General features: G+C 69.6%; 13 protein-coding genes. 6 read left to right on the forward strand and 7 right to left on the reverse strand.

The genetic code is table 11. From position 1 onward, the window contains the following. Positions 1-6: 6 nt before the first annotated feature. From AC5Y43_RS08230 to AC5Y43_RS08240, 3 genes are all read left to right on the forward strand, one after another. The gene (locus AC5Y43_RS08230; RefSeq protein ID WP_499971550.1) at positions 7-486 is read left to right on the forward strand and encodes a nuclear transport factor 2 family protein; all 480 of its coding nucleotides are present in this window, start codon (positions 7-9) and stop codon (positions 484-486) included. Positions 487-782: 296 nt separating this feature from the next. After that, positions 783-2,525, forward strand: a complete 1,743-nt coding sequence (locus AC5Y43_RS08235; RefSeq protein WP_499971552.1) for a molybdopterin-dependent oxidoreductase — start codon at positions 783-785, stop codon at positions 2,523-2,525. Positions 2,526-2,629: 104 nt separating this feature from the next. Then, positions 2,630-2,866: a LapA family protein gene (locus AC5Y43_RS08240; protein WP_499971264.1), complete on the forward strand. Its 237-nt coding sequence runs from the start codon at positions 2,630-2,632 to the stop codon at positions 2,864-2,866. Between the two features lie 4 nt (positions 2,867-2,870). Here the strand turns inward: AC5Y43_RS08240 and AC5Y43_RS08245 are convergent, their stop codons facing one another. Both AC5Y43_RS08245 and AC5Y43_RS08250 read right to left on the reverse strand, forming a co-directional pair. Next, positions 2,871-3,299 (reverse strand): type II toxin-antitoxin system Rv0910 family toxin, encoded by a 429-nt coding sequence (locus AC5Y43_RS08245; RefSeq protein WP_499971266.1) that lies wholly within the window; start codon positions 3,297-3,299, stop codon positions 2,871-2,873. 55 nt (positions 3,300-3,354) lie between these two features. Then, a complete protein-coding gene (locus AC5Y43_RS08250; protein WP_499971268.1) occupies positions 3,355-3,912 on the reverse strand; it encodes a hypothetical protein in 558 nt (185 codons plus the stop codon). 186 nt (positions 3,913-4,098) lie between these two features. Here AC5Y43_RS08250 and AC5Y43_RS08255 point away from each other — a divergent pair, with 186 nt between their 5' ends. Together AC5Y43_RS08255 and AC5Y43_RS08260 are read left to right on the forward strand one after the other, a co-directional pair. Next, positions 4,099-5,757: a DUF4407 domain-containing protein gene (locus AC5Y43_RS08255; protein WP_499971271.1), complete on the forward strand. Its 1,659-nt coding sequence runs from the start codon at positions 4,099-4,101 to the stop codon at positions 5,755-5,757. A gap of 216 nt (positions 5,758-5,973) precedes the next feature. Beyond that, the gene (locus tag AC5Y43_RS08260; protein ID WP_499971273.1) at positions 5,974-6,411 is read left to right on the forward strand and encodes a DUF6941 family protein; all 438 of its coding nucleotides are present in this window, start codon (positions 5,974-5,976) and stop codon (positions 6,409-6,411) included. 45 nt (positions 6,412-6,456) lie between these two features. Here AC5Y43_RS08260 and AC5Y43_RS08265 read toward each other — a convergent pair whose 3' ends face one another. Continuing rightward, positions 6,457-7,254 (reverse strand): DAPG hydrolase family protein, encoded by a 798-nt coding sequence (locus AC5Y43_RS08265; protein WP_499971276.1) that lies wholly within the window; start codon positions 7,252-7,254, stop codon positions 6,457-6,459. Then, positions 7,251-8,594, reverse strand: a complete 1,344-nt coding sequence (locus AC5Y43_RS08270) for an FAD-binding oxidoreductase (RefSeq protein ID WP_499971278.1) — start codon at positions 8,592-8,594, stop codon at positions 7,251-7,253. Before AC5Y43_RS08270 ends, AC5Y43_RS08265 begins: the two co-directional genes overlap by 4 nt. A 65-nt stretch (positions 8,595-8,659) precedes the next feature. Between AC5Y43_RS08270 and AC5Y43_RS08275 the strand changes: the two genes are divergently transcribed. Beyond that, on the forward strand, positions 8,660-9,406 hold the full coding sequence (locus tag AC5Y43_RS08275; protein WP_499971280.1) for an IclR family transcriptional regulator: 747 nt from the start codon (positions 8,660-8,662) through the stop codon (positions 9,404-9,406). A gap of 56 nt (positions 9,407-9,462) precedes the next feature. Here AC5Y43_RS08275 and AC5Y43_RS08280 read toward each other — a convergent pair whose 3' ends face one another. The 3 genes from AC5Y43_RS08280 to AC5Y43_RS08290 form a co-directional block, all read right to left on the reverse strand. After that, positions 9,463-9,753 carry an ANTAR domain-containing protein gene (locus tag AC5Y43_RS08280; protein WP_499971553.1) on the reverse strand — a complete coding sequence of 97 codons (291 nt, stop codon included), beginning with the start codon at positions 9,751-9,753 and terminating at the stop codon, positions 9,463-9,465. 387 nt (positions 9,754-10,140) lie between these two features. Then, positions 10,141-10,533 carry a DUF302 domain-containing protein gene (locus AC5Y43_RS08285; protein WP_499971282.1) on the reverse strand — a complete coding sequence of 131 codons (393 nt, stop codon included), beginning with the start codon at positions 10,531-10,533 and terminating at the stop codon, positions 10,141-10,143. A 120-nt stretch (positions 10,534-10,653) separates the two neighbouring features. Further along, positions 10,654-11,895, reverse strand: a complete 1,242-nt coding sequence (locus tag AC5Y43_RS08290; protein ID WP_499971284.1) for a CaiB/BaiF CoA transferase family protein — start codon at positions 11,893-11,895, stop codon at positions 10,654-10,656. Between the last annotated feature and the right edge of the window lie 24 nt (positions 11,896-11,919).

Raw genomic sequence — 11,919 nt, forward strand, 5'->3', positions numbered from 1 at the left:
CCCGTGATGACCCTTTCCGCCGAAGACCGGATGGCGCTGTGCGACCTGGTGCACCGGTACGCGGCCGGCATCGACGATCGTGAGTTCGACGCGGTCGCAACGCTTTTCATCGCCACGGCCGAGCTGCACGTGCCCGAGCCGCCGGGCGCGCTGGAGCCCGTGCATTGCCACCGCGGCACCGTGGCCATCGCCGCGGCGGTCGCCGCCGTCGCCGCGGTCACCCGCACCGAGCACGCGATCGTCGGCGAGGTCTACGGCCCGGGGCCGCATCCCGGGACCGCGGCCGGGCGCGTCACGTGCATCGCGCACCACTGGAGCGGCCGCGGCGGCGACCCCGAGGACGTGACCGACGTGGTCTGGCATCTGCGCTACGACGACGCCTACCTACGGACCGACGCGGGCTGGCGGATCAGCCGCCGCGCGTTGACCATCAACGCCCTTGAGACCCGGCGGGCCCGCAGACTGCGGCCGCGCGGCTCGGACTAGCCGCGGCTGTCAGCCGCTTTTAACGAAACTCACAGCGGCCACCAAGAAACCGTGTTTACGGCGAAAACCGGTCACTAGCGGGGCAGTTGCGGCGAAACTGCCATTCATGCCGAGGTTCAGTCTTCCCGCCGGCAATTGTTTCCGAGGGCCATATCGCTCGGCACGACGCGCACCAGCGTGTTTTCCCAAGCAAACTTGGATTTATCCGCGTGTCCTCGTGTAGTTTCAACCCCGTGACGCATGCCGAAAGCAAGCACGTTGATCCGGTGGGGAACAGCTCAATCTCGACGTTGGCGGTGGGTACGCCGCTAACCTCCGATCCGGGGTTCCGCGACGAGATCCATACCGCCCACGACACCATCGATGTCGAGCATTACGGTGGCGGCTTCGATCTCACCAGGCGGGCGACCGCCCCGAAGCTGCGCATCGGGCGCGACCGCTGGTTCAACCTGCTGTGGTTGATCCCGATCGGCTTCGCCGCGCTGATCGCGTCGGTGGCGATCGGCAAGGGTCTGCACAGTGTGCCGGCGGTGCAGTCGTTCATTCAGCGCTACCCCGGCACCGACAGCACCGGCGTCCCCGCGGGCCTGCCGGCCTGGGTTGGCTGGACGCACTTCTTCAACCTTTTCATGATGATGTTCATCATCAGGTCGGGGATCCAGATTCTCTGCGATCACCCCCGGCTCTACTTCAGCCGCAACGCCACCCCCGGTAAGGACGAGTGGCTGCGCGTCGGCCCGCCGGTGCCCGATGACGAGCTCTGGACCGCCAACGCCGACACCGTCGCCCTGCCGCCGCAACTGGGCCTGCCCGGATTCCGGCACTCCATCGGGCTGGCCCGGTGGTGGCATCTCGGCATCGATACGTTGTGGCTGCTCAACGGGGCGGTGTTCTATGTCCTGCTGTTCGCCACCGGACAGTGGCGCCACATCGTGCCGACCAGCTGGGACGTCTTCCCCAATGCCGCGTCCGTCGCGATCCAGTACATGTCACTGGACTGGCCGATCGATAACGGCTGGGTCGCCTACAACGGGATGCAACTGCTGGCGTACTTCGCCACCGTTTTCATCGCCGCCCCGGCCGCGCTGATCACGGGCCTTGGGATGTCGCCTGCGCTGTCGCAGCGCGTCCACTGGCTGAGCAAGCGCCTGAGCATTCAGCACGCACGCTCGTTGCACTTCCTGGTGCTCGTGTACTTCCTGTTCTTCATCGTGGTGCACGTGACGATGGTTTTCACGACCGAGGCGCTGCGGAATCTCAACCACATGTTCGCCAGCCGGGACGACGACAGCTGGATCGGCTTCGGCATTTTCTCGCTGGCCATGGTGCTGACGGCCATCGCCTGGGTGTGGGCCACCCCGTTCACCATCAAGCACCCGCGGGTGATTCAGCGGGTCGGATACGCTCTCGTGGGTCCGTTGCAGCGGTTGCTCGAGCAGCTGAACCCCAAGCCCGGCGCCTTCACCGAAGAGGACATCTCGCCGCACCACTGGCGCAACGGGCGCCTGCCGGAGACCGTCGAGTATAAGGAACTCGAGCGCGACGACTTCAAGGACTGGCGGCTGAAGGTCTACGGCCTCGTCGAGCATCCGATGGAGTTCTCGCTCGAAGATTTGATGGCGCTGCCCTACCACGAGCAGATCAGCCAGCATTTCTGCATCCAGGCCTGGTCCGGCGTCGCCAAATGGGGTGGCGTGCAGATGCAGACGATCATGGACATCGTCAAACCGCTGCCCGAGGCGAAATGGGCGGTGTTCTATTCGATGGGTCTGGGCGCCACGGGGGGCATTTACTACAACGCCCATCACATCGGCCAGATGCACAACCACATGACGATGCTGGCCTACAACATGAACGACCAACAACTGCCCTATATGCACGGCAGGCCGCTGCGGCTGCGCAACGAGCTGCAGCACGGCTTCAAGCTGGTGAAGTGGATCAAGGGGATCGAGTTCGTCGCCGACTACCGCGACATCGGCAGCGGTTACGGCGGCTACAGCGAGGACCACAAGTATTTCGGGCGGCACCAGACACTGTAGCGCCCCGGGAACGCGCCTAAATCGTTTCCGCCGAGGGTGTTTCGGGTAGCCGCCAGTGAGCGGCGAACCCCGAAAGCAACACCTGAGGATCTGAGGAGACGCTCATGGCACGGCAGATCGCGCATCACCATCGGGAGTCGACGTGGTCGCCGGGGCTCGTCGTGGTGGCGGCTGCCGTGGTGGCGTTCGTGGTGTGCGCGGCCAACTTCGCGCTCGGGGCGGCCGGCGGCGGCGTGGCCGCGGCAATCGTGGGCCTGCTGGCGTTCGGCGGCGGGCTGGCGTGGCTTGCGATGGACCGCAGGCGAATCCGAGACGCCGAACGGCGTTGGCCCGCTAGGTGATTCGCTAGCGCAACGACGCGAGGTTGTTCACCGACTTGCGCACGTCGGAGCGCAGGACCCGGGCGACCAGCCCCCCGACCGGCCCGCCGAGCAGGCCGCCCTTCAGGTCGGCGGTCAGGTGAAGATTCGATCCGGAGTCGGTGCCGGAAACGGTCATCGCGACTCCGATCCGGATTCCGCCGCGGCCGCGGCCTTGCAGCTCAATCGATTTCGGCTCGTCGTAGCGGGTGACTTCCCAGTGGATGATGTTGCGGAAGCCTTTGACCTTGATGCACGACGAGACGCAGGTGCCCTTCTCGATCGTCGACGGGACCGGTCCGCGCCAGCCGCCGAAAATCGTCATCCACTCGTCGAACCGGCGCAGGTCGGATGCGAGCTTCCACGCGGTTTCCGGGTCCACATCCGACGCCATCGAAACATCTACTCGTGCCACGGCGTACCGCATACCCGGCCGCGGCGAACCGTAAAACCCGGATGTGTGGGGCCCGCTAGGGCCAAACCTCCTGCAGCTGGTGGGCCACGTCTATGACCTGCGCGGCCTGCGACTGCGGGGAGTCGATCTCGTCGGCGACGTAGGCCGCGATGAAGCGGCGGATCTCGCCGTCGACGCCCGCCAGGATGCGCAGCACCTCGCCGCGGAACGACTTCGACGACACGTTGACGGTGATGTCCGACGGCCGCGGCTTGGCGACGTCGACGATCAGCAGCAGCGGCTCGGCGGCCCGGGCGGTCGCGCGCAGCGCGATGTCGCCGGAGACCACGAATTGCTGCTTGTCCAGCCGCAGGTCCAGCAGCAGGTCGATCGACAGCGGGATGTGGATGACGAATGTGATGTCGTCGCCCAGCCGCCGGGTCACCTTGGGATCCTGGATCTTGACGTTGGCGCTGACCTTGGCGATCCCGCCCGGGCCCTGGGCGATGGGCTCCATGGCGAACTCGTTGCCCGCGATGTCGGCGAGCGCGGCGGCGACGCGCTCCGGCGTCACCGCGACCTCGAAGAACCGGCGGCCGAACTCCTCGTAGCTGACGTAGTCGTGGTTTTGCATAGGCTTATACCGTCTCACGTCCCCAGCCGGAACAATCGCTGATCCGCTCGCGTCGCGGCAATTCGGCCCCGCGCCCCGGCGCGCGCCACCAGTGCGTTGTGAACCACGCCACACGCGGGCCGTTTCGATTCGGTGTGTCGGCCGCCGGCCTGGGAGGCTTGACGATTGGGGAGGTGTTTTTGACTGATGTCCGCCCAACAAACTGCTGAGCCGCGTCCGCGCGCCCGCGCCGCCGGGGCGGTCGTGGTGATCGGAGCCCTGCTGGCGTGCGTGGTCGCGGGCCTGGCCGTGCACGAGGCCTATCGGTGGCCGTTGCTCGCGGTCGCCGGGCCGGCGCTCGTCGTCGGGCTGCTGGTGGGCGCGGTGACGCGTGGCACCGCAAGCGACCCCGACCGGGGCCGGCCCGCCATCGCCGGCCGCGCGGCCGTCGCGGTCGCTGTCGGCGTCGCGGTGGGTGAGCTCGCCGCGCTCGTCATCTTCGCCGGGCCGATCGAGCGCCGCCTCGACGAACGGGCCGTGCGCACCGCCGACTCGGCGCCGGCCGTCGCGCACGCGTCGGCGACCCTGCAGCAGGCCAGGGACGCGCGCGGTGCGCTCGACCGCGCCGTCGAAGTGGCCCGCGAGCACCGGGACCAGGCGTTGGTCATCGCGCGCTGCGAGTACCACCCCACCCCGCCCTGCCCGCAGACCAGAATCACCGGCGTACCCGGCGCCGGTCCCGAATCGCGCACCGCGAACGAGCTGCTCGCCGACGCGCGCCACGAGCTGGACGACGCGCTGGCGGTGCGGGACCGCCGGGCGCCCGAGTTGGACGCCGCCGTCGCGCGCCAGGAGCGCGCCGTGGCCCAGGCGCGCCAGGCCGCGGTCGCCGACGACGCCGCCGGCCGGGGCCTCGGCGCGCGCTGGGTCGCGATGAACGACCTCACGCTCGCCGACGCGGGCGCGCTGGCGCTGCGGCTGGCGACGATCGCGTTGTGCGCCCTGCTCTACCTGCTGCCACTGATCCTGCGGCGCTGGCGCGGCGAGACCAGCCACGACCGCCATGCCACGGCCCGCGCGGACCGCGAGCGCGCCGAACTCGAGGCCGACACCGCGATCGCGATCAAGCGCGCCGAGGTTCGCCGCGAGGCCGAAATCATGTGGGCCGAACACCAACTCACGCAGGCGCGGCTTGCCATCGAGGCGCAGACCGAGATCGACCGCGAACACCACCGCCGACGGGTGGCCGACGCCCTCGAGGCCCCGGTGCGCACCCCGTCGCAGCGGCCGCCGGCCGACGACGACGATATTTTCCTGCCGATCGCGGCGGAGGCGGAGGCGGCCAGCCGCGCCCTCGCCGCGGCGCCCGAAGGCGTCGCGGAACCCGAGCCGCCCGCGAACCTGCCCGCACCGGTCGAGCCGGCGGGCGAGGTCCAGCCGCGCGAGGAGCGCGCGACGCCGCTGCTCCCCTCGATACCCACTGCCACCATGGCGGCGGCCCGCTGGATCCGCCCGCTGGTGCCGCCGTTCGTGGCGCGGGTGATCGACAACACGACCCAGCCGCTGCGGTCGGTCTTCGAGGAGGTCTTCGAAGAGGACTACGCGATCAGGTTTTCGCTCAGGCGCACCCGCCGGGTGACCGTCGAGTCGGAGGGCACCGGCGTCGATACTCCCGGGGCCGGCCGGGGGACGGCCGCGCGCGAGGGGCGCGCTCGCGCGACCCGGCACCCGATCACGGGCCACCGGCATCGCCCGTCGGCGCGGGCGGTGGCGGGCCGCGACCGCGAGCCGGAGCTGCCCGGGGCCGACGCGGCTTCCGAGCTGCGCGCGCCCGAGGGGCCGCGGCAGCTACCGCCGGGGACTTGACCGCGGACGTCGACTCTGCGCCCACGCAGCGAAAGCCGAGTGGGCCTCGCCATCGGCGCAGAGTCAAAGACGAAGCGAATGGCATTGCCGCACATGCTTATTCGTCGCCCCAACCTGGCCCACGCGGGGCCGCCGCGCCGGCCGCGGCGCGCGAAGGTATGATCCTCCGGACACGAGGCGGGGGAAGGATCCGGTGGATGTCGTGAGGCGACGGCAATGAAAATCAGCCTGTTTCTCGCGGACGCGGCGCAGGCCGACGCCCAGTCCGGAAAGGTCCACGCGCTCGGGCTCGGCTGGCGACAATGCCAAACGCCCACGCCCCCTTTCGCTTTGGTGCTTTTCCTGGACATCGACTGGGACGAGACCAACGAACCGCACAAGCTGACCTGCCAGCTGTTGACCACCGACGGCGAGCCGGTGGTGGTGATGGGCGCGCAGGGTGCCCAGAAGATCTCCTTCGAGGCGTCGGCCGAGGCGGGTCGCCCGCCCGGCGCGATCCACGGGACCGCGGTCCGCATGCCGCTGACCCTCAATATCCCGGGCGGAATCCCTTTGGAGCCGGGGATTTACGAGTGGCGGGTCGAGGTCGACGGCTTCGCGCAGGCCACCGCCGTCGAGGCGTTCGTCGTGCTCGGCGCGCCGCACTCGGCCTGACGTTTCCGCCGCGAGATCCGCGCTGCCCAGTCGCACTTGCGCCGGCTAGGCGTCGCCGAACGCGGCATAGAGCTCGGCCAAAAAGCCCGCCAGGTGGTTCATCTCCTGCGCGCAATGCACCAGCAGGTTGCGCGCGGTGGACTCCGGGGTGCCGAGTATCCGGGCCGCGAACGGGCGCACCGCCTTTGACGCGATGCCGGGCGCCTTGCGGACCGCGACGTGGGATCCGCCCATCCAGAACCGGGACCGCATCTCGGACCCGGCCGGCGTCGCGCGGATGTGGTGGATGAACCAGCCGACGTCGACGGGGGCGTCGCTCGAGCCCAGCCGGGCGCAGACGGCGACGGCGTCGTCGCTGTCGGGGGGACACCCCAGGTCCCGCGGCGCCACGAATTGGATGGCGCCGTTGAGCTGCGACGAGCCGATGTACTCGCTGATCAGCGACCAGCGACCGACGTAGCCAAGGGTGTCCGGCGCCCCGTCCTTCCAGACGGCGGACAGGTGCGCCCGCGGATGCCACAGCTTGTAGCGGCGGGTGTCGCTGCCGTGCCAGCCGAACCACCACGTCCACATCGCCGGGGTGACGCCGGGCATGTCGGTGCGGACCGAGACGTGATAGCCGCCGTCGGAGAGGACCCCGTAACCGTTCTCGGTCCGCTGGTATCCCTCGTCGACGACGCCGGCGGCGTCGTCGAACGCCAGCAGCGCCAGCTCGCCCTGCGGGCCGTGCTGCAGCGCCTCGACGACATGCGGTGGCAGCGGTGCCATTTCGGGATTGAAGAACTTGGCCCACGGCGTGTTCGCGTCGTCGCCGCGGTAGCCCAGATACAGCTCGGAACTCATCGGATTCGTCCCATCCAGCTGTTGAAGAGGCCGTCGGGGTCGTATTGGGCGCGGACCCGGTCCAGCTTGGCCATGGCCTCGTCGCTGGCGAACCGGGCCGGACGCTGACCGAGATTCTCGTCGGCGAGCTGGATGCCGACCGCCAGGTCGGACATCGCCGACATGTGGGAGCGCGCCCAGTCGGCGTACTTCGCCTCGTCGGCCGGGTCCTTCCAGGAGCCGTAGAGCGCCAGGTAGATGTCGGCCTCGATGCTGTAGGCCATGTCTTGGCGAGGCGGCACCGGACCCCAGTTCAGCCACAGGAAGTGCGCCGGGTGCGGGGGCAGGCTGTCGAGGATCGCCCGGATGCCCGGCAGCAGATCTTCGGCCGGGGCCGACGTCCACATGTTGTCCACCGCGTAGTGATGGTCGGCAAGGTAGTGGCTCATCGCGACGTCGTACCAGGTCGGCAAATCGGTTGGCAGATAAGGGACTTTGACGAGCGCCTGGTCGGCGACCGGACAGGTGCCGAACAGGGCGAGCGCCTGCTCGGCCTCGGCTTCGGAGTCGGCGAACGCGGGCGAGGCGAACGTGATGACGGGCACGTCGATGCCCATGTTGGGCTCCCCGCGCGAGGCGACGGCCTGCAACTCGACGCGCGGGTCTACCTCGGCGCCGACTTCGCGCGCCCAGGCGAAGACCTCGTCGGCCAGGTCGAACGGGTAGGCGTACACGCTGGTGCCGCAGGCGCCCGGCCGCGGGTACAGCTTCAGGTAAAACGAGGTGACGACACCGAAGAAGCCCGGGCCGGCGCCGCGGGCGGCCCAGTACAGGTCGGGGTGGTTGTCGGCGTCGCAGTGGATCTGCTCTCCGTCGGCGGTGACCACGTCGAGGCCGACGACGCTTTCGCACGCCGGGCCGTAGATCCGGCTGTTCCAGCCGTATCCGCCCTGCAACAGGTAGCCGCCGAGGCAGACGCCCTTGCAGTGGCCGCCGGGGAAGAACAGCCCCTGCGCCTCCAGGTCGGCCATCAGCAGGCTGCCGCCCTTGCCCGGACCGGCGACGGCCAGGCCCTTGTCGGTGTCGATCTCGGCGTGGTCGAGGCGGCTGAGGTCGAGCAGGACGGCGCCGTCGCGCAGGTGGCTGGCCGCGAAGCTGTGCCCGCCCGACACGACGCTGACTTGGTGGCCGTGGGCCTTGGCGTAGCGGATGCCGGCGGCGATGTCGTCGACTCCGACGGCCTGCACGATCACCTCGGGATAGCGCTCGGGCACCCGTTGATGCCACACCGTGCCGCGGCGCGCGGCCTCATACCCGTCGTCGCCGCGGAAGAAATGCCGCCCGGCCGGTAGCGCGCCCATGGAAACTCCTTTGGTCCGCATGACGGGTCTTTTGAGTCCGCTATCCGGCACACTATAGTGGCCGTGTGCCGGCCACGGGAGAAAATTCTGCGACCAATCGCGACGAGGGCATCCAGGTCCTGCGCCGCGCCGCCGCCGCGCTGGACGAGATCGCGGCCGAGCCGGGACGGCTGCGGCTGGTCGACCTCGGCGAGCGGCTCAGGCTGGCCAAGTCGACGGCGCGGCGCCTGATGGTCGGCCTGGTCGAGGTGGGCCTGGCCAATGTCGATGCGCGGGGCCGGTTTTCGCTCGGCGAGCGCCTGCTCGGCTACGGCGGGGCGGACGCCGCGCAGATCGCGTCGGTCTTCCGTCCGACGATCGAGCGGGTGGCGCGCGCCACCCGGGGCGAGACGGTCGACCTGTCGGTGCTGCGGGGGCAGCGGATGTGGTTCGTAGACCAGATCGAATCCTCGCACCGGCTGCGGGCGGTTTCAGCCGTCGGGGTTCGGTTCCCGCTGGAGTCGACCGCCAACGGCAAGGCGGCGCTGGCCGCCCTCGACGAGGCCGAGGCGGAGGCCGCCCTGACCCGATTCAGCCCCCGAGTCGCCGGGGCGCTGCGCGGCGAGATCGCCGAGATCCGGCGCACGGGTGTCGCTTTCGACCGTGACGAGCACACCCCGGGCATCTCGGCGGCCGCCATCGCGCAACGCGCCGCGGGCGACAACGTGGTCGCCATCTCGGTGCCGGCCCCCACCGAGCGCTTCCGTGAAAAGGAGCAAAGCATCCTCGCGGCGCTGCGCGCGGCCGCCGGCGCGCCGGCCTGGAGACGGTGATGGCGGCGGCCGCGGTACCCCCCAGGACCCCGGCCGCGCCACGTCCTAACCTCCCGTCAACAACTCACCGCGGCCGACCTGCCGAACAGCGAGCCCCATTCGCGGCGGGCCGCGGACTGCGCGTCGCCGAAGCTGGGCGTCTTCTCGCCGTCGCCCGCCAGGTGGACCAGCGCCCACGCCATCGCGAACACCGGCACCTTGTGGCGCAATGCGGCACTGTGCAATTCATCGAATGCGACGTGCGACGGGCAACGGCGAAGTCCGATGAGGATGCCCCGTGCGGTGTCGAGAATGCGGCCCGAATTCGGGCCGCAGGAAGTCTGGGCTGGAACCCAGTTCGCCATCATGCTGTCGATCCCTCCTGTTGCGCCCGAACGAAATCCGCCACGTGCCAAGCGGAAGAGAATCCGTGCGGTGCGCATCGTTGCGCCCGTAGTTCCTCGAAAGGCGCCCCTGTGCAATGATTTGCGCGCCGAACGCGTTGTGCCAGAGCGCTGCCCACATCGGTATGTGCCCGTGACCGTTTTGGGATCGTTTCGGCGCGCGGGCGCTTGGCCTGTCGGCTAGGGGCCCCGGGTGCCCGGTTCTGGCCGGACACCAGCCCGCCGTGACCGCCGTCACGAACTCAGGCGCGGCGATGACAAACGACATGGGGAACCTCCGGGTGGGCGTCGGGGAGAACACCTACCGTGTCGACCGCGCGCGGGGGCCGAATCGTGTCGGCGCGAACCGCTTTACAGCGAGTCGAGCGCCGCCGTCAGCCGGTCGGTGACCTCCTCGGCGACCGGGCGCAGCTGCGGCTCGCCGGTGACCTCGACCAACACGCCCGGGTGCATCGCTTCCACGAGCATCGTGCCGGCGCGGCCGGGGTCGGCGCGGACGACGACATTGCACGGCAGCAGCAGCCCGATCTGGCGGTCGGCCTCGACGGCGCGGTGCGCCAACGGCGGGTTGCAGGCCCCGAGGATCACGTAGTCCTCCATGTCGTGCCCGAGTTTGGCTTTCAGCGTGGCCTTCATGTCGATCTCGGTGAGCACGCCAAAGCCCTGCTGCGCGAGCGCCTCCCGGGTCCGTGCGACCGCATCCTCGAACGAGGTCTGCAGCGACGTCGAAATCGCGATATCCATAAACTCATTTCTACTCCCGGCCCGTCAACGTCGCCGCGCCGAGCGTGTTCTCAGGTCGAAAAAATCGCCGCCACGCCGCCATCAGTGCACGTTCGACGCAGGGCGGGCCGGCCGGACGGTTCACAGAATCGCCCTGGTGTCCTTCGCCGCGGCGATCTCGTCCCAGCCGACGCCGAGCTCCAGCAGGATTTCCTCGGTATGCTGCCCGTGTTCCGGGGCGCGCGCGGGCGCCGGCGGGGTCTCGTCGAATTGCACGGGGGCGGCGACGATGCGGTAACGCTCCCCGTTGTCAGCGACGTTGGTGACGACGTATCCGTTGGGTTCGACCTGCGGGTCGTTGAGGGTCTCGCGCGGTGTCGCGAGGGCGCCCCACACGCCGGGCTCGTCCGCGAGCACCCGCTGCCAGTGCGCGAGGTCGTGGCCCGCAAAGGCGTTCGCGACGATCTCGGTGGCCGCGGCGGCGTTGGCGATCAGGTTGGCCGACGGCACGAACCGCTCGTCGGTGGCCAACTCTCCCAGGCCCATGCGTTCACAGAAGCCCACCCAGAACTTGTCGGGCTGCAGGAAGACCAGCTGAATCCACCTGCCGTCCTTGGTCTTGTAGCGGTTCACCAGCGGGTTGATGGCCAGCCCGGGCGGCGCGCCCGGGATGCCGTCGATGTCGAAGAAATCGGCCGCCGATATCGACGGCGCGATCGACCACATCGCCTGGGCCAGCAGGGAGGAGTCCACGATCGTCGGCTCGCCGGTGCGTTCCCGGTGGAATAGCGCCGCGCACACGCCGCCGGCCAGCGTCGCCCCGCCCTGCAGGTCACCGAAACCGGGGCCCTGGACGGCCGGCGTGTCGGTGCCGAACGGCGTGAGCGTGTACGCCACCCCGCCGCGCGCCAGGTACGTGGCGGCGTCGAACCCGCCGCGATCGCGATCCGGGCCGCGGACCCCCAGCCCGGTCCCCCGGGCGATGATGATCTTCGGGTTGAACCCGCGGATGTCGTCGACGGTGAGCCGGGCCCGCTCGAGCGCCCCGGGTAGCCAATTGGTCAGGAACACATCCGCATTGGCCAGCAGCCGGCCGAACAACGCGCGGCCCGTGTCGGATTTGATGTCGACGGCGATGCTGCGCTTGCCGCGGTTGCCCAACTCGAGGATGAAGTCGGCGTCCGGGCGGGCGGCCTCGCGGGTGAAGCCGCCGACCACCAGCGCGCGCCCGGGGTCGCCCGCGGCGACGCCCTCGACCTTGATGACATCGGCGCCCCAGTCGGACAGCGCGGCCCCGGCCGACGGCACATACGTCCACGACGCCAGCTCCACCACGCGGACACCGTGCAGGACACCGGACACGCAAACCCCCTCGACGGGCATCTTTCTTGCTATTTTAGATATTCT

This window comes from Mycobacterium sp. NGS57 (assembly GCF_059812405.1).

What these genes read in the sequence shown, in the direction of transcription:
- AC5Y43_RS08230 (WP_499971550.1), top strand. Translation starts at nt 7, where the DNA reads ATGACCCTTTCCGCCGAAGACCGGATGGCGCTGTGCGACCTGGTGCAC.
- AC5Y43_RS08240 (WP_499971264.1), top strand. Translation starts at nt 2,630, where the DNA reads ATGGCACGGCAGATCGCGCATCACCATCGGGAGTCGACGTGGTCGCCG.
- AC5Y43_RS08250 (WP_499971268.1), bottom strand. Translation starts at nt 3,912, where the DNA reads ATGCAAAACCACGACTACGTCAGCTACGAGGAGTTCGGCCGCCGGTTC.
- AC5Y43_RS08255 (WP_499971271.1), top strand. Translation starts at nt 4,099, where the DNA reads ATGTCCGCCCAACAAACTGCTGAGCCGCGTCCGCGCGCCCGCGCCGCC.
- AC5Y43_RS08260 (WP_499971273.1), top strand. Translation starts at nt 5,974, where the DNA reads ATGAAAATCAGCCTGTTTCTCGCGGACGCGGCGCAGGCCGACGCCCAG.
- AC5Y43_RS08265 (WP_499971276.1), bottom strand. Translation starts at nt 7,254, where the DNA reads ATGAGTTCCGAGCTGTATCTGGGCTACCGCGGCGACGACGCGAACACG.
- AC5Y43_RS08270 (WP_499971278.1), bottom strand. Translation starts at nt 8,594, where the DNA reads ATGGGCGCGCTACCGGCCGGGCGGCATTTCTTCCGCGGCGACGACGGG.
- AC5Y43_RS08280 (WP_499971553.1), bottom strand. Translation starts at nt 9,753, where the DNA reads ATGATGGCGAACTGGGTTCCAGCCCAGACTTCCTGCGGCCCGAATTCG.
- AC5Y43_RS08285 (WP_499971282.1), bottom strand. Translation starts at nt 10,533, where the DNA reads ATGGATATCGCGATTTCGACGTCGCTGCAGACCTCGTTCGAGGATGCG.
- AC5Y43_RS08290 (WP_499971284.1), bottom strand. Translation starts at nt 11,895, where the DNA reads ATGCCCGTCGAGGGGGTTTGCGTGTCCGGTGTCCTGCACGGTGTCCGC.